Source organism: Brachybacterium tyrofermentans (assembly GCF_039526165.1).
GTDB classification, from domain to species: domain Bacteria; phylum Actinomycetota; class Actinomycetes; order Actinomycetales; family Dermabacteraceae; genus Brachybacterium; species Brachybacterium tyrofermentans.
Window position 1 is genome coordinate 88075 of the sequence record NZ_BAAAIR010000006.1, and the last position, 15226, is coordinate 103300.

Consider the following 15226-nt stretch of genomic DNA (forward strand, 5'->3'; position numbering starts at 1 on the left):
GGGGCGGGATATCGATCTCCGGGTCGACGCGGAGTCGCCCCCGTGCGCACGATGCTGGGATGCATGAACACCGCTCCGTTCCCCGCATCCGCTCCGTTCCCCGCACCCACGGACACCCCCGTCGGCCCGTACCAGCCGGCACCCGCCGCGACGCCGGCGAACGCCGTGCCCGCGGCGCAGCTCCCGCACACCGCCGGCCACGCACCGGTCCAGCACCAGGGTCACCCGGGCTTCAGCGCGGGGCACCACGCCCCGGTGCTCTCTGCCCGGCACCTGACCATGACCTACGGCACGACGGGGACCGCGACCCACGCGCTCGCCGGCGTGGACCTCGACATCGCCCGGGCCGACTCCCTGGCGGTCATGGGCCCGTCCGGTTGCGGCAAGACCACCCTGCTGCACATCCTCGCCGGGATCCTGCGCCCCACCTCCGGCACCGTCCAGCACGACGGCACCGATCTCGCCGCTCTCGGCGACCGAGCGCGCACCCGACTGCGCCGCAGCGACTTCGGCTTCGTCTTCCAGGATGGTCAGCTGCTGCCCGAGCTCACGGCCATCGAGAACGTGATCCTGCCGCGCATGCTCGCGGGCGTCTCCCGCCGTACCGCGACCGCCGAGGCCGGCGGCTGGCTCGACCGGCTGGGCCTGCAGGGCATGCACGAGCGCCGGCCCACCCAGCTCTCCGGCGGGCAGGCTCAGCGCGTGGCCATCGCCCGCGCCCTCGCCGGGCGCCCCTCGGTGGTCTTCGCCGATGAACCCACCGGTGCCCTGGACCAGGCCACCGGCCAGGCCGTGCTCGACATCCTCGTCCAGTCCTGCCGGGACTCCGGCGCGAGCCTGGTCATGGTCACCCACGACGCGAAGGTGGCCGCCGTCTGCCGCCGCACGGTCGCCATGCGCGACGGCCGCATCGCCCAGGAGTTCGTCCGCCCCGACGCCACGGCACAGGGAGTTCCTGCCCAGACGTCCGCCGCCGCGTCCGTCGAGCCGTCCGCCTCCGCGTCAGTCCGGCAGTCGGCGCAGGCAGCGGCCCAGCGCCTTCAGCAGGGCGAGGTGACCCGATGAGCACGCTGCTCGGCGCCGCGCCTCTGCTCCTGCGCCGACGGGGCGCGCTCGCCGATGTGCTGCCCGTCATCGCCTTCGCCGCGGCGACCGCGATCATCGCGACCGTCGTCGGCGGGGCCGCGGCCTTCGTCGGCCGTCTCCCCTCCGGAGAGGCCCCGATGACGGGCGAGGCCTCCATCATGGGGTTCCTCGTGATGTGCGCGATCATCGCGTCCGTGCTGCTGGTGCCCAGCGCCGTCGGCCTCGGCGGATCCGCCGCCCGGCTGTCCCTCGCCCGGCGCGAGAAGGACCTCGCCACGATGCGCCTGGTGGGCGGAACCAGCGGCCAGGTCGGCTCGGTGGCCGTGCTCGACGTCGCCGCCCAGTCGCTGCTCGGCGCGCTCATCGGACTCGGCGCCCACCTCGCCGTGACCCCCGTCCTGACCCGGCTCGACTTCGGGATCTCCTCGTTCACGGTCGGCGACCTGCTGCTGCCCTGGTGGGCCTATCCGGTGCTGGTCGTCGCGCTCGTGCTGATCGCAGCCGGTTCGGCCGCGGTGTCGCTGACCGGCGTGATCCTCAGCCCGCTGGGCGTGGCTCGCGACTCCCGCGTGGTGCGCATGTCCGTGATCCGGGTGATCATCTGGGCCGCGCTGATCCTGGGGTTCGTGGTCTTCATGAACGTCGGAGGGCAGCTGCTGGGCAACGCGGGAGGCGGGATGGCCGTCATCGCGATCATGGTGCTCTTCGTGGCCGCGATCGTCGCCGGCATCAACGTCGTGGGCCCGTTCATCGTCTGGATCACGGCGCGCACTCTGGCCAGGATCGCCCCGACACCGTCGCTGCTGGTGGGCGCACGCCGCCTCGCCGGTGACCCCCGGGCCGGGTGGCGGGCCGTCTCAGGTATCACCTTCGCCTTGGTCATCGCCGGCTTCCTCACCATGATGACGACATTGAGTGAGGCCTCCTCCCCGGAGGAATCGATGATGTTCGTGGCCATGACCACCGGCGGGCTGCTCACCCTGGGCATCTCCGCGGTGCTTGCTGCCGTGAGCACCGGGGTCTCGCAGACAGCCCGGGTCATCGACCAGGCCCCTCGCCTGCGCGCCCAGCACATCGCGGGCGCCGAGGTGGGCCAGCTGCATCGGGCGCGGCTCGCCGAGATCGCCGTGCCCGTCGGTCTCAGCTCGATCATCGCCACGGGCACCGCCCTGCTGGTGCTGACGACGTTCCTGGGCGGGGCCCCGAACGATCCGATGATGGCCGTGCAGTACCTGGTGTGCGTGCTCGGTGCGTATGCGCTGGTGATCCTGGCCGTGCTGGTGGGCTCCCCGCTCGTGAAGCGGTACGCGATGCGCACTGCCTGAACCGTCTGGCCCGTCTGAACCGTCTGAAGCGTCTGAACCGGACTGAGCTGTCTGAACCGTCTGAACCGTCTGAACCGTCTGAACCGTCTGAACCGTCTGAACCGGACTGAGCTGTCTGACCGGGCTGAACTGTCTGACCGGGCTGAACTGCTCGACCGGGGAGAACTGTCCGATCCGTCTGGGCCGCGTGGGCCGGGTGGAATGGCTTACGTCGCGGGTGACCAGGCGGCCTCGAGACCGCGAGCGGCCGACCCCTTCCCGGGCCGGCCGCTCGTCCTCGTCGTCCCGGCAGAGCTGTGTCATCGCGGTGCCGTCATCGCGGTGCCGTCGACGCGCATTCGCCGGGACGCAGGCCACTAGGGTGGAGCCATGAATCTTGAGTCTGTCGCCCCGAACGCCGTCCCTGAAGGTGCGCACCTGATCGATGTGCGCGAACAGTCCGAATGGGATGCGGGCCATGCCCCCACCGCCCAGCACCTGCCGGCCAGCACGCTGATGGAGAACCTCGACAAGCTGCCCGAGACCGATGACGAGCTGTACATCGTGTGCCGCAGCGGCGGCCGCAGCTTCCAGGTCGCCCAGTGGCTGAACGCCAACGGCTTCGAGGCGATCAACGTTGCCGGCGGGATGGACATCTGGTTCGAGTCCGGCCTGCCGATGGAGTCCGATGGCGAGGGCGACGCCTTCGTCCTCTGAGCGAGGTCTTCCGCCTGCGACGACACGGAGCGAGAAACCGCCCTTTCCCCCCAGGCGGGGTGGGCGCGTGGAGCGTGATCACGCTGAGGGCGCAGCCCGTAAGACCACGGTCTGACACCGGTGGGGGGATATCGATCCAGGGGCCGATGTGCCTGCAGGGGTGCGGGCAGGATTCTGGGGCGCATGAACATCGCGCCGCTGGCATCCTCCGCCCCGACGGGCCCGAGCACCTCGATGACCGCGCTGCTGGCCACTGCGCCCCTGCTGCTGCGCCGCCGCGGCGCCCTGGCGGACATCCTCCCCGTCATCGCCTTCACCGCCGCCACCGCGATCATCGCGACAGTCGTCGGCGGGGCCGCCGCCTTCGCCGCTCGCACCCCGTCCGGAGAGACGCCCATGACGGGCGAGGCCTCGATCATGCGGTTCCTGCTGATCTTCGCAGTGTTCGCCTCGGTGCTGCTGGTCCCCAGTGCCGTGGGGCTGGGCGGATCGGCGGCCCGGCTGTCCCTCGCCCGCCGGGAGCAGGACCTCGCCACGATGCGCCTGGTGGGTGGCACCGGCGCCCAGGTCGGCTCGGTGGCCGTGCTCGACGTCGCCGCGCAGTCGTTGCTGGGGGCGGTCTTCGGGCTGGGGGCGCACCTGGCGGTGACCCCTGCACTGGCCCGGCTCGACTTCGGCATCACCCCCTTCACCGTGGCGGAGCTGCTGCTGCCGTGGTGGGCGTACCCGCTGCTGGTGGTCGCTATGGTGCTGATCGCCGCGGGCTCTGCCGTGGTATCGCTGGCCGGAGTGGTCCTCAGCCCACTGGGAGTCGCCCGTGACTCCCGGGTGGTGCGCCTGTCCATCGTCCGCCTGGTGATCTGGGCACTCCTGATCGCGGGCTTCATGATCTTCATGAACATGGGCGGAATGCTGCTCGGCTCGGTCGGGGTCGCGATCATGATCCTGTTCATCGGGGCGATCGTTGCCGGGATCAACGTGGTGGGACCCTTCATCGTCTGGGTCACCGCACTCGTTCTCGCCAAGATCGCCCCCACGCCCTCGCTGCTGGTGGGCGCACGCTGCCTCGCCGGAGACCCCCGGGCCGGGTGGCGGGCCGTCTCAGGTATTACCTTCGCGCTGGTCATCGCGGGGTTCCTGACCGTAATCGCGACCCTGGGGGAGGCCTCCAGCCCTGAGGACGCGATGATGTTCACCGCCATGACCACCGGAGGCCTGCTCACCCTGGGGATCGCCGCGGTGCTCGCCGCGGTCAGCACCGGCGTCGTCCAGACTGTCCGGGTCATCGACCAGGCCCCACGCCTGCGCGCCCAGCACATCGCGGGCGCCGAGGTGGGCCAGCTGCATCGTGCCCGCCTCGCCGAGATCGCCGTCCCCGTCGGTCTCAGCTCGATCATCGCCACGGGCACCGCACTCCTGGTGCTGACGACGGTCTTCGGCGCACCGAGCGATCCGACGATGGCTGTGCAGTACCTGGCGTGCGTGCTCGGCGCGTATGCGCTATTGATCCTCTCCGTACTGGTGGGCTCGCCGCTCGTGAAGCGGTACGCGACGCGGGCCGCCTGAGCGGTGCGCGCGGCTGCGCGGCGCGCGCGGCTGAGCGGCGCACGCCGCACCGACCCGCCCCGACGGTGCGCTTCTGATCGATGTGCGCGAGCGGTCCGAAGAGGACGCGGGCCATGCGCCCACCGCCCAGCCCCCACCGCCCAGCACCTGCCGGCCAGCACACACCGCCCACCGCCCACCGCCCAGCACGCTAGCGGAGAGCCTGGAGAAGCTTCCCGAGACCGACGATGAGCTGGACATCGTGTGTCGCAGCGGCGGCCGCAGCTTCCAGGTCGCCCAGTGGCTGAACGCCAACGGCTTCGAGGCGATCAACGTCGCCGGTGACATGGATATCTGGTTCACCGAGCGATCCCGTGCCCTGAGCGACCCCTCCGCCTGTCGCGACACGACGGTGGGCACCCGCCGAGTCCACGGATTCGTGTCACCGGTGGCACGTTTCGAGGGAATCGGTGGCGGTGTGCGCTCGCCCCGTCCGCCAGCTCCCCCCGATCGCTCTCAGCAGCTCCCGGAGCCTTCCAGTCCCACCGATTCCCTCGATTCGTGGCATTGGCGGCACGTTTCGAGGGAATCGGTGGGCGTGGTCCTGGCTGTGGCGATGGCGATGGCGATGGCGATGGCGATGGCGATGGCGATGGCGACTGCGGCTGCGGTCGCACCCCTGCCGGGGCGCGGAGGCGTGACGCCGCTCAGGTGCTGATGAGGTTCTTCAGCAGCGCGTAGCCCACGAAGGCGAACACGTCGATCAGGGTGTGCGCGACCACGAGCGGCATCGTGCGCCGGGTACGACGGTAGAACTCGCCGAACACCAGGCCCATCGCAAGATTTGCGAGGCCCGGGCCGATCCCTTGGTACGTGTGATAGGCGCCGCGCAGCACTGCGGAGGCGATGATGATCTTCCGACCCGACCAGCCCAGCCGCTCCAGGCGCTGGTAGAGGTAGCCGACGACGATGACCTCTTCGAGTACGGCGTTCTTCAGCGCGTGCAGCACGAGCACCGGCACGGTCCACCAGTGGGTGTCCAGCGCTGCGGGGATCACCTCGACGGTCGCCCCGATAGCACGGCCGATGTAATACACCGCCAGCCCGGGCAGCCCGATCCCGGCCGTGAGCGCCACGCCCCAGGCCAGGTCCTTACCGGGCTGGCCGAGATCCAGGCCCAGATCCTTCAGGGCCTGGGCGAGGGAACCGGCCGTGATCGCGAGCAGCAGCACCACCAGCACGACGGGCACCAGCGTGAACGTGATCGAGAGCAGCTGGTAGAAGAGATCCAGCCACGGGTTCTCGCGGATCGATGTGTTCAGCGAGGTCGACTGCGTGGACAGCGGCCCGGCGGCAAGGGCCTGCACCAGCGCGATCAGCGAATACACGGCGCTGCGCCCCAGGGAGAGGGCGAGGACGACGACCACCTCGACCCGCACCCAGGTCCTGCTCGGAGTCACGGTCTGCACATTGCCCATGGTCTCACCGCCGAGGCGCCCTGTGCCCTGTGCCCTGTGCCCTGTGCCCTGCGCGGCGCCCGGTGCCCTGTGCCCTGCGCGGCGCCCGGTGCCTGCCGGATCGCCTCCGAACCCGGTCATGACAGACTCGGAGCATGACTGATCTTTCGCAGAACCAGGCCGCCACCAGCGATTCCCGTCCGGCCGTGCTCATCACCGGGGCGAACCGCGGGATCGGCCGCGCCGTCGCCGACGAGCTCGCCGCGGACCACCACCTCATCCTGGGCGGTCGCGACGAGCAGGCGCTCGACGAGCTCGCCGCGCAGTTCCCGTCGGCCCGGACCTTCGTCGCCGAGCTCACCGACTACGGCGCTGTCGCCCGCGCCGTGGACGGCCTCGATCTGCAAAACGGCCTTGCGGGCGTGGTCCATTCCGCGGGGATCCTCGAGAACGGCACGGTGGAGGGGTCCGCGCCGGGCCAGTGGACACAGTCCTTCGAGATCAACGTGGTGGCCGTCGCCGAGCTGACGCGGCTGCTGCTGCCGGCCCTGCGCGCCGCCGGCGGCACCGTGGTGATGATCAACTCCGGCTCCGGGATCAATGCCGTGCGCACGCGCGGCGCGTACAGCGCCTCGAAGTTCGCGATGCGCGGTCTCGCCGATTCGCTGCGCGCCGAGGAGCGGGACAACGGGGTGCGGGTCACCTCGATCCATCCGGGACGTGTGGCCACGGACATGCAGCGTGAGCTGCGCTCCTACGAGGGAGGCGAGTATCAGGAGGAGAACTACCTGCAGCCTGGCTCGGTCGCCTCCACCGTGGGCCTCGCGCTGCGCCTGCCGGCGGATGCGTCGATCGAGTCGGTCTCGATCCGGCCTCGCTGAACTGGTCAGCGGTTCAGCGGACCCGGCCCGGAGACTGTTCGGTCGCCGGCGATCCGGAAGCGCCAGGGGAACAGCTCCGGGTGCGAGGCCTCCTCGCGCAGGCCGATCCGGGGGCCGACGGCCAGGGCCGGATGCGGCATGAACGGCGCCTCGCCCGGCAGCTCCCCGTCGGCCCGGTCCCGCGGGTCGAGCCTGCCGCGGAGGTGCATCGCCTCGGAGAGGACCGGATCCGCGGCGCACAGGTCCAGTCCGTCGTCGGCGAAGGTGATGCCACAGGCCACGGTGGCCCGGCCGGGGCCGCGGGCGAGATCCCGCTCGGTGCGGCACACCCCGGTCGCCCGGCGCCGCGCGAAGGCCAGATCAGTCCCGCCGACGATCTCGCCCGCCCGGATCAGGCACCCGGTGCCCGTGCCCTCTGCGTCGGCGACGATGTTCATGCACGAGTGCAGTCCCATGTGTCGATACACGTACAGGTGCCCGGGCTCGCCGAACATGGTCGCGTTGCGGGCGGTGGGCCCCCGGAAGGCGTGGGAGCCGGGATCCTCTGCGCCGACGTACGCCTCGATCTCGGTGATCCGCAGGGCGACGCCCCGGCCTACGAGCACGCAGCCCAGCAGCAGCGGGGCCAGCTCGAGCACCGGGCGGTCGAAGAGCTCCCGGGGCAGGGGAGCGGCGGCGACGGGATCCTCGGTCATGCGGGCAGGTACTCAGTCACTTCATGAGCCGCTTCACGGCGCCCATGATCTCGTCCATCTTGCGGTCCAGCTCCTCCCGGTCGCCCGAGGTCGCGGCGTCGTGCACGCAGTGGTGGATGTGATCGTCGACCAGGCCCAGCGCCACCGACTGCAGGGCCTTGGTGACCGCGGAGATCTGCGTCAGCACGTCGATGCAGTAGGTGTCCTCCTCGACCATGCGGTGCACGCCGCGCACCTGACCCTCGATGAGCTTGAGGCGTCGCAGGTAGGGCGACTTCGACCCGTGGTACCCGGGGTCGCCCTGGGTGCCGTGGTCGCCGGGCTGCGGCGAGGGCACCTGCTCCTCGGCGTCGCTCGTCGCGGAGTCGACCCCCGCTGAGTCGGCGCCCTCTGCGCTGCCGCCGTCGGCCCGGACGGCGTCGTCGGCGCTCATCACGCCCGCCCGCCGGGGTCGACGTCGTCGAGGTGGCCCACGAGCGCGGCGGCGTAGCCGACGTAGGTGTGCGGGCTCAGCGCCAGCAGGCGATCGCGCTCCGCGTCGGGCAGGCCCAGGGAGCCGATGAACTCCCGCATGCCCTCGCCGTCCACGCGGTGGCCGCGGGTGAGGTCCTTCAGCCGCTCGTAGGGGTTGTCCATGCCGGTGGTGCCCTGCACGCCGAGGGTGCGCATGACCGACTGCACGGCCTCGCCGAGCACCTCCCAGTTGCCCTCGAGATCCGCGGCCATCGCGTCCGCGTCCACGTCCAGGCCCGCCAGGCCGCGGCGCAGGTTCGAGATCGCCAGCAGCGAGTGCCCCAGGGCCGGTCCGACGTTGCGCTGGGTGGTGGAGTCGGTGAGGTCGCGCTGCAGGCGCGAGGTGACCAGGGTCTGCGAGAGCGAGTCCAGCAGCGCCCCGGAGATCTCGAGGTTCGCCTCGGCGTTCTCGAAGCGGATCGGGTTCACCTTGTGGGGCATCGTCGAGGAGCCGGTGCCGCCCTGGGCGGAGAGCCGCTGGCGGAAGTAGCCCATCGAGATGTAGGTCCAGAAATCGGTGGCCAGGTTGTGCAGGATCCGGCCGGCGCGGGCGATGTCCGCGTAGATCTCGGCCTGCCAGTCGTGGGACTCGATCTGGGTGGTCAGCGGGTTCCAGGTGAGGCCGAGGTGCTCGACGAAGGTACGGGAGATCCGCTCCCAGTCGGCCGACGGCACGGCGACCGCGTGGGCGGCGTAGGTGCCGGTGGCGCCGTTGATCTTGCCGAGGGTCTGGTTGGCGGGGATGCGGCGCGCCTGACGGCCCAGGCGATGGGCGAACACCGCGATCTCCTTGCCCAGCGTGGTGGGGGTGGCGGGCTGGCCGTGGGTGTGCGAGAGCATCGGCACCTCGGCGGTGTCCTTCGCGAGCACGGTGAGGTCCGCGATGAGGTCCTCGAAGGCCGGCAGCCACACCTCGTGGACGGCGCCCTTGATCATCAGGGCGTAGGAGAGGTTGTTGACGTCCTCGCTGGTGCAGTAGATATGCACCACCTCGGCCAGCGGCTCGAGGCTCGTGCCGGCCAGGCGACGCTTGACGTAGTACTCGATCGCCTTGACGTCGTGCACCGTCTCGCGCTCGATCTCGGCGTGCTCGGCGATGCCCTCGGCGCCGAAGTCCTCGGGGATGGCGCGCAGCAGGGCGCGCTCGTCCTCGGTGAGGGTGCGCAGATCGGGGATCACCTCGCCGTCGAGCAGGTGGATCATCCACTCGGTCTCGACCACGAGGCGCGAGCGGTTCAGCGCGGCCTCGGAGAGGTGGTCGACCAGCGGAGCGGCCTGCGCGCGGTAGCGGCCGTCGAGAGGGGTCAGGGCGATCGGCGGCGTGATGTCCGCGAAGGAATGAGCCATGGGGGCATTCTCCCAGAGTCTCTGCGCAGGGTGGGCGGCGGCTCGCATACTGGCGGCCGTCGCAGAGCGGGACGGACGACGGGCCGCCCGGGAGCGAGGATGCTCCTGGACGGCCCGGATGCTGAGGTCAGATCTGCCTGACCGTTCTCAGTCGCGCACCTCGCGGCGGCTGCCGCCCTCATCGCCGATGCCGGTCACGGCCTCGACGATCGCGGAGAGGATGCCGACGATCACGCCGGCCAGCAGCGCCCACCAGAAGGTGTCGAAGTCCAGGGTCAGGCCCAGCAGACCCGAGACCCAGCTCGTCAGCAGCAGCATCAACGTGTTGATGACCAGCTGGAACAGCCCGAGGGTGAGGCAGGTGATGGGGAACGTGAGGAACGACAGGATCGGCTTCACGATGGTGTTGATCAGCGCCAGGATCAGCGCGATCACGGCGATCGTGATGACCTGCGTGAGCACCGTGGCGCTGTCGTCGCCCAGATGCATGCCGGGCAGGATCAGGGCGGTGACCCACAGCGCGAGGCCGGTGACGATGATGTGTCCGAGGAATCGCATGGCTCCATTGTCCCCGGTGCGGCGGCTGATTGCATGGGGGAAACCCGCATGATGTGGGCGATCGCGACACGGACGGCCGACGGCAGGTCCGGCAATCCGCCTACCCTGGGGGCATGCCCACCACGCCCGACCGGGACGCCGTCCCGGCACCGCCCGAGACCGTCCGCCTGCGCTCCACGCTCGAGCAGCTCCCCGCCTACGTGGCCGGCAAGCCCGCCGCCGACGACGGGATGCGACGCTTCAAGGTCTCCTCGAACGAGTCGCCGTTCCCGCCGGTCAAGGCCGTGCGCGACGCCGCCACCGCGGCGCTCGAGGGCACGCACCGCTACCCGGACGCCGCCGCTCGCGAGCTGCGGGAGGCGCTCGGGACCAAGCACGGGGTGGACCCGTCGCAGATCGCCCTGTCCACCGGCTCGGTCGCGGTGACCGGTGACCTCGTGCGGGCGCTCGTCGACCAGGGCGACGAGGTCGTCTACCCCTGGCGCTCCTTCGAGGCCTACCCGATCCTGGTGGGCTCCCACGGGGGCGTCCCGGTTCAGGTGCCGCTCACCGAGGAGCTCGAGTACGACCTCGACGCGATGGCGGCCGCGATCACCGATCGCACGCGCCTGGTCATCCTGTGCACCCCCAACAACCCCACCGGCGCCTCGCTGACCACCGAGCAGATCGAGGGCTTCCTCGAGCGGGTCCCGGAGGACGTCGTGGTCGCGATCGACGAGGCCTACCGCGAGTTCCACGATCCCGCCACGGTGGCCGGCACCGCCGGGATCTTCCGCCGTCACGGGAACGTGGTGCTGCTGCGCACCTTCTCCAAGCTGCAGGGTCTGGCCGGCCTGCGCATCGGCTACGCGGTCGCCCATCCCCGCCTCGCCGCAGCGTTGGGCCAGGTCACCGTGCCCTTCGGGGCGAGCGTCCCCGCCCAGGCTGCGGCGCTCGCGAGCCTGCGCGGAGACGTGCAGGAGGAATTGGGCCGACGGGCCGTGTGGATCCGGGACGAGCGCTCGCGGGTCCTCGCCGCGCTCGCCGCGCAGGGGTGGCAGATGCCGTCCGCGCAGGGGAACTTCGTGTACTTCCCGCTCGGGGAGCAGACGGCATCGTTCGCGGAGTTCGCCGACTCCCGCGGCCTGGTGCTGCGCGCCTACGGCACCGACGGCGTGCGGGCCACCATCGCCGAGCAGGAGGCGAACGACCTGCTCATCGAGATCGCGGGGCAGTGGCGGCAGCGCTGACGTCGACCACGACGCTCCCGGCCACGAGGTCGTGCGGGCCGCGGCCGCTGGCGCGCAGGCAGGTCACGGCCTCGGCCGCCATCAGCCCGTACACGAGGACCGTCGCCGCATAGGCGATCCGGTCGCCTTCCTCGAAGCCGCCCCAGATCGCGGCGATGGTGGTGATGTGACCGGCCTGCCAGGGCACCAGGATCTTCAGCGAGTTCCGTGCCAGTGCTCGCCCGAGCGTGATCTGGCCGCCGTCCGCGACGTCCTTGACCCGCAGTCCGACCCGGTGCTTCCCCCACGTCGCCTGACGGGGCCCGGACTCCGCACGAGCGGCGATCACCGTGGCGATCGCCGGCGGCACGACGCTCACCGCATACGCATAGGTGCGGCTCTGACCGAGGTCGGTGACCGCGTTGACGGCGAGGCCGAGCGGGATCATGGCCGCAGCGATCCCCAGGTACCCGGCGCAGTCGCGCAGATACCCGGTCACTCGACGTCGGACGAGCGGGTGCATGAGCCCATCCAAGCAGTCCTCGTCACCGAGGTCCATGGTCAGGCGTGGGAGGACGGGGAGGGGGAGTGGGAGGGGAAGGGCCGTGCCCTCCCACGGACCTCGCGGCATTCAGAAGCGCCCGCTCCCCGGTCGACGTCAGGACGCGCCGACCTAGTCCACGGAAACGTGTCGCTGGGGGCACGTTTCCGTGGAATCTGCGCCTCGCGGGATCGGGCGGGGCCGGTATGGCTCCGCCGCGGACCCCGGCGCGGCAGGCAGCGGGGGATCTTCGACCTCGGCCCCCGGGGCGGCAGGCAGCGGACACCTACGGCTTCGGGCCCAGGGTTGGCAGGGCTCCGCCCAAGGCCCGGCCGGCAGGCAGCGGACATCTTTGACCTGTGGCCCGGGTGGCAAGCAGTGGACACCGCTGCGCCTTGCGCGGCGCGGCCGGTAGCCTGGTGCGCAGCAGAACGAGGCCGACCTGTGGGCCACTCGCGACCGGAGCGGACGGCTCCGGTGGCCAGGAGAGGACCACGATGCAGGGGCGCAGCAGGGCCACGACGATCGATCCCGACAGGGGCGGTCGGCTCGGGGGTCGTCGCGCCTACGTCGTCTGGATCGCCGCGATACTCGCCTACTCGGTGGCCGTCCTGCAGCGCACCACGATGGGCGTCTCCGGCCTGGAGGCCACCGAGCGCTTTGGCACCTCGGCCACCATCGTCTCCACCTTCGTGGTGCTCCAGCTGCTGGTCTACGCCCTCGCCCAGATCCCGGCCGGTCTGCTCCTGGACCGCTACGGCTCGCGCGTCACCCTCACCGCGGGTGCGATCCTCATGGCCCTCGGTCAGCTCCTGATCTCCCAGACCGATCTGGTCTCGGTCGCGATCGTCGCCCGCATCGTGGTCGGCGCCGGGGACGCGCTGACCTTCTCCAGCGCCGTGCGCCTGGTCCCCGCCTGGTTCCCCGCGAGCAAGGTCCCCATCCTCACCCAGCTCACCGGCATCCTCGGCCAGGTGGGGCAGATCGCCTCCGCGGTGCCGTTCGTCGCCGTGCTCACCATCGCCGGCTGGGGCACCGCCTTCTCCACCGCGGCCGGGGTCAGCGCCTGTGCCGCCCTGCTGGCGCTGCTCGTGGTGCGGGCCAGTCCGGCCGGTATCCCGCGGCCCCGCACGAAGCAGAACCTCACGCGGATCCCGCTGGTCCTGGGGCGCATCATCAAGCACCCGGCGACCCAGCTGGGCTTCTTCACCCACTTCACCGCCGGCTTCACGGGCATCGCCTTCTCGATGATGTGGGGCTACCCGTATCTCACCGCAGGGGAGGGGCTCAGCCGCCCGGCCGCCTCGGCGATCATGACCGTGCTGGTGGTGGTCTCGATCATCGCCGGTCCGGCGATCGGGGCCCTGACCACCCGCCATCCGCTGCGTCGTTCGAGCCTCGTGCTGGTCATCCTGGCCACGATCGTGGTGCCGCTGGTGGCCCTCGTGCTGTGGCCCGGGCCGGCGCCGATCTGGCTGCTGCTGTTCCTGGTGGCGGGCTTCTCGATCGGTGGACCCGCCTCCTCCGTCGGCTTCGACTTCCCTCGCACCGACCTCGCCAAGCATCGCCTCGGCACTGCGACCGGCATGGTGATCATGGGTGGGTTCCTCGGGGGCCTGATCTCGATCCTCCTGATCGGCATGGTGCTGGACCTGATGCGGCCGGACGGGAACTACGACCTCGTCGCCTTCCGCACCGCCTTCGCCGTGCAGATCCCGATGCTGCTGGTCGGGACCGCCGGCATGCTGATCACCCGACGCAGGCTCCGACGCCGGATGGCCGCCACCGGGAAGGTCGTTCCGCCGTGGCGCGACGTGTGGCGCAACGGCCGCTGGCGCCGGATCTGATCGGTCGCAGACGCCGGGTCCGAACGGACGCAGACGCCAGATCTGACCGGCGGCTGGCGTCGGATCTGAACGACTGCTGGCGTCGGATCTGAGCGCGCCATCCCCAACGGATCAGGGGCCGTCCGAAAAGCCCCTTGCTGTGCCGGTCCCCGGTGACGTAGCGTTCCTCCCAACACTTAATTTCAAGGAGGAAGTATGTCGTTCACCCTGGGCATCGTAGGGATCGGTCAGTTCGGATCGCACTTCGCCGAGCTGTTCGCCGCCCATCCCGAGATCGATGCGCTCTACGCCGTCGACGCCGTTCCCGAGCGGATCGACGCCGTCGAAGCCCGGGGCGTCACCTTCGATCGACGCTTCGACACCTACGAGGATCTGCTCGCCTCCGACGTCGACGCCGTCGCGATCTTCACCCAGCGCTGGACCCATGGACAGCACGCCCTGGCCGCCCTGCGCGCCGGCAAGCACGTCTACTCCGCGGTGCCGATGGCGATCCACGAGGACGAGATCCGGCAGATCACCGAAGAGGTGCAGCGCACGGGCCTGGTCTACATGATGGGCGAGACCAGTCAGTACAACGCCGCCGTGGTGCTGGCCCGTCGCATCCACCGCTCCGGTGCCTTCGGTGAGGTCTTCTACGCCGAGGGCGACTATGTCCACGACATGGATCTGGGCTTCTACGACGCCTACAAGTACTCCGGTGGCGACGCCTGGAAGTCCACCGCGTCCTACCCGCCGATGCTGTACCCGACCCACTCGATCGGCGGCATCCTCGGTGTGCTGGGGGAGCGGCATGCCGTCTCCGTCTCGGCGCTGGGCCGGCCCGACACTCGCGGGGACGGGGTGTTCGACAAGGACGTCTCGATGTTCGGCAACGACGTCTCCAACGCCTTCGCCCTGTTCGGGATGGACAACGGCGGAGCCTTCCGCACGAACGAGCTGCGCCGCGTGGGCTACCCCAGCCACAAGCGGGAATCCCGGTTCCGCTTCTTCGGCGAGGAGTCCTCCTTCGAGGAGACCATCGACGTCACCTACTGGCACGACAAGAAGCGTGTCCTCGAGGTGACGGATCTGATCCGCACCGATCGGACCATGAGCCTGGACGATCCTCGCCTCGCGGACGTCTCGCCGACGCTGCGTGACGCCTTCGTGGCGGGCGCCGCCCGCTCCCACCACCAGGCGCGCCTGCCCCAGGAGTTCCTGGGCATGCCCAACGGTCACGAGGGCGCCCACCACTTCCTGGTCGACGACTTCGCGCGTGCCGTGGTCGACGGCAAGCAGCCCATGGTCAACGCCTGGCAGGCCGCCCGCTACACCCTGCCCGGCGTCATCGCCCACCAGTCGATGAACCAGGGCGGCGAGCGCCTGGAGATCCGCGACCTCGGAGACTGCCCGCTGCCGGTCCAGGACCTCGACGCCGATCAGGAGCCGCTGGACCTCGACGCGCTCTACTCCGAGCAGGAGGCCCGCACGGAGGTCGCCGTCGAGTGACGCGCGGCGCCGCACCGGTCGGCGCGATGATCCGGCGGC

The 15226-nt window shown here is 70.7% G+C and carries 15 protein-coding genes; 9 read left to right on the plus strand and 6 right to left on the minus strand.

Annotated features, from left to right (window positions below):
* Positions 1 to 63 precede the first annotated feature (63 nt).
* The 5 genes from ABD093_RS01435 to ABD093_RS01455 all read left to right on the plus strand — a co-directional run bounded on the left by ABD093_RS01435 (position 64) and on the right by ABD093_RS01455 (position 5370).
* Entirely contained in the window at positions 64 to 1065 is a 1002-nt protein-coding gene (locus tag ABD093_RS01435) for an ABC transporter ATP-binding protein (RefSeq protein ID WP_377802388.1), read from the plus strand.
* Positions 1062 to 2411 (plus strand): FtsX-like permease family protein, encoded by a 1350-nt coding sequence (locus ABD093_RS01440; RefSeq protein ID WP_193118970.1) that lies wholly within the window; start codon positions 1062 to 1064, stop codon positions 2409 to 2411. The genes ABD093_RS01435 and ABD093_RS01440 overlap by 4 nt, the downstream gene beginning before the upstream one ends.
* Positions 2412 to 2780: 369 nt before the next feature.
* A complete protein-coding gene (locus ABD093_RS01445) occupies positions 2781 to 3107 on the plus strand; it encodes a rhodanese-like domain-containing protein (RefSeq protein WP_193118971.1) in 327 nt (108 codons plus the stop codon).
* A gap of 183 nt (positions 3108 to 3290) precedes the next feature.
* Entirely contained in the window at positions 3291 to 4673 is a 1383-nt protein-coding gene (locus ABD093_RS01450; RefSeq protein WP_226850831.1) for an FtsX-like permease family protein, read from the plus strand.
* Between the two features lie 76 nt (positions 4674 to 4749).
* Positions 4750 to 5370, plus strand: a complete 621-nt coding sequence (locus tag ABD093_RS01455) for a rhodanese-like domain-containing protein (RefSeq protein ID WP_343922140.1) — start codon at positions 4750 to 4752, stop codon at positions 5368 to 5370.
* Here ABD093_RS01455 and ABD093_RS01460 read toward each other — a convergent pair.
* Positions 5360 to 6121 (minus strand): CPBP family intramembrane glutamic endopeptidase, encoded by a 762-nt coding sequence (locus ABD093_RS01460; RefSeq protein ID WP_377802387.1) that lies wholly within the window; start codon positions 6119 to 6121, stop codon positions 5360 to 5362. The genes ABD093_RS01455 and ABD093_RS01460 overlap by 11 nt on opposite strands.
* 143 nt (positions 6122 to 6264) lie before the next feature.
* Between ABD093_RS01460 and ABD093_RS01465 the strand changes: the two genes are divergently transcribed.
* Entirely contained in the window at positions 6265 to 6990 is a 726-nt protein-coding gene (locus tag ABD093_RS01465) for an SDR family oxidoreductase (RefSeq protein ID WP_343922020.1), read from the plus strand.
* A 5-nt stretch (positions 6991 to 6995) separates the two neighbouring features.
* Here the strand turns inward: ABD093_RS01465 and ABD093_RS01470 are convergent, their stop codons facing one another.
* The 4 genes from ABD093_RS01470 to ABD093_RS01485 all read right to left on the minus strand — a co-directional run bounded on the left by ABD093_RS01470 (position 6996) and on the right by ABD093_RS01485 (position 10103).
* Positions 6996 to 7685 (minus strand): DNA-3-methyladenine glycosylase, encoded by a 690-nt coding sequence (locus ABD093_RS01470; RefSeq protein WP_343922021.1) that lies wholly within the window; start codon positions 7683 to 7685, stop codon positions 6996 to 6998.
* Between the two features lie 16 nt (positions 7686 to 7701).
* Entirely contained in the window at positions 7702 to 8118 is a 417-nt protein-coding gene (locus ABD093_RS01475) for a metal-sensitive transcriptional regulator (RefSeq protein ID WP_343922022.1), read from the minus strand.
* Entirely contained in the window at positions 8118 to 9545 is a 1428-nt protein-coding gene (purB, locus tag ABD093_RS01480) for an adenylosuccinate lyase (RefSeq protein WP_343922023.1), read from the minus strand. Before purB ends, ABD093_RS01475 begins: the two co-directional genes overlap by 1 nt.
* A 147-nt stretch (positions 9546 to 9692) precedes the next feature.
* The gene (locus ABD093_RS01485; RefSeq protein WP_343922024.1) at positions 9693 to 10103 is read right to left on the minus strand and encodes a phage holin family protein; all 411 of its coding nucleotides are present in this window, start codon (positions 10101 to 10103) and stop codon (positions 9693 to 9695) included.
* A 113-nt stretch (positions 10104 to 10216) separates the two neighbouring features.
* On the opposite strand from ABD093_RS01485, the gene ABD093_RS01490 reads away from it, so the two are divergent.
* Complete coding sequence (locus tag ABD093_RS01490; protein WP_193118978.1) at positions 10217 to 11332, plus strand: histidinol-phosphate transaminase; 1116 nt, start codon at positions 10217 to 10219, stop codon at positions 11330 to 11332.
* On the opposite strand, the gene ABD093_RS01495 is transcribed toward ABD093_RS01490, so the two are convergent.
* Positions 11298 to 11834, minus strand: a complete 537-nt coding sequence (locus ABD093_RS01495; RefSeq protein ID WP_193118979.1) for an RDD family protein — start codon at positions 11832 to 11834, stop codon at positions 11298 to 11300. The genes ABD093_RS01490 and ABD093_RS01495 overlap by 35 nt on opposite strands.
* Positions 11835 to 12349: 515 nt before the next feature.
* Here ABD093_RS01495 and ABD093_RS01500 point away from each other — a divergent pair.
* The gene (locus ABD093_RS01500; protein ID WP_193118980.1) at positions 12350 to 13699 is read left to right on the plus strand and encodes an MFS transporter; all 1350 of its coding nucleotides are present in this window, start codon (positions 12350 to 12352) and stop codon (positions 13697 to 13699) included.
* A gap of 195 nt (positions 13700 to 13894) precedes the next feature.
* Positions 13895 to 15187 carry a Gfo/Idh/MocA family protein gene (locus ABD093_RS01505; protein ID WP_343922025.1) on the plus strand — a complete coding sequence of 431 codons (1293 nt, stop codon included), beginning with the start codon at positions 13895 to 13897 and terminating at the stop codon, positions 15185 to 15187.
* Positions 15188 to 15226: the final 39 nt, after the last annotated feature.

Coding starts and splice junctions, on each gene's coding strand:
- purB (WP_343922023.1), bottom strand. CDS start 9,545: ATGGCTCATTCCTTCGCGGACATCACGCCGCCGATCGCCCTGACCCCT.
- ABD093_RS01440 (WP_193118970.1), top strand. CDS start 1,062: ATGAGCACGCTGCTCGGCGCCGCGCCTCTGCTCCTGCGCCGACGGGGC.
- ABD093_RS01495 (WP_193118979.1), bottom strand. CDS start 11,834: ATGCACCCGCTCGTCCGACGTCGAGTGACCGGGTATCTGCGCGACTGC.
- ABD093_RS01470 (WP_343922021.1), bottom strand. CDS start 7,685: ATGACCGAGGATCCCGTCGCCGCCGCTCCCCTGCCCCGGGAGCTCTTC.
- ABD093_RS01445 (WP_193118971.1), top strand. CDS start 2,781: ATGAATCTTGAGTCTGTCGCCCCGAACGCCGTCCCTGAAGGTGCGCAC.
- ABD093_RS01505 (WP_343922025.1), top strand. CDS start 13,895: ATGTCGTTCACCCTGGGCATCGTAGGGATCGGTCAGTTCGGATCGCAC.
- ABD093_RS01475 (WP_343922022.1), bottom strand. CDS start 8,118: ATGAGCGCCGACGACGCCGTCCGGGCCGACGGCGGCAGCGCAGAGGGC.
- ABD093_RS01500 (WP_193118980.1), top strand. CDS start 12,350: ATGCAGGGGCGCAGCAGGGCCACGACGATCGATCCCGACAGGGGCGGT.
- ABD093_RS01450 (WP_226850831.1), top strand. CDS start 3,291: ATGAACATCGCGCCGCTGGCATCCTCCGCCCCGACGGGCCCGAGCACC.
- ABD093_RS01435 (WP_377802388.1), top strand. CDS start 64: ATGAACACCGCTCCGTTCCCCGCATCCGCTCCGTTCCCCGCACCCACG.
- ABD093_RS01490 (WP_193118978.1), top strand. CDS start 10,217: ATGCCCACCACGCCCGACCGGGACGCCGTCCCGGCACCGCCCGAGACC.
- ABD093_RS01465 (WP_343922020.1), top strand. CDS start 6,265: ATGACTGATCTTTCGCAGAACCAGGCCGCCACCAGCGATTCCCGTCCG.
- ABD093_RS01485 (WP_343922024.1), bottom strand. CDS start 10,103: ATGCGATTCCTCGGACACATCATCGTCACCGGCCTCGCGCTGTGGGTC.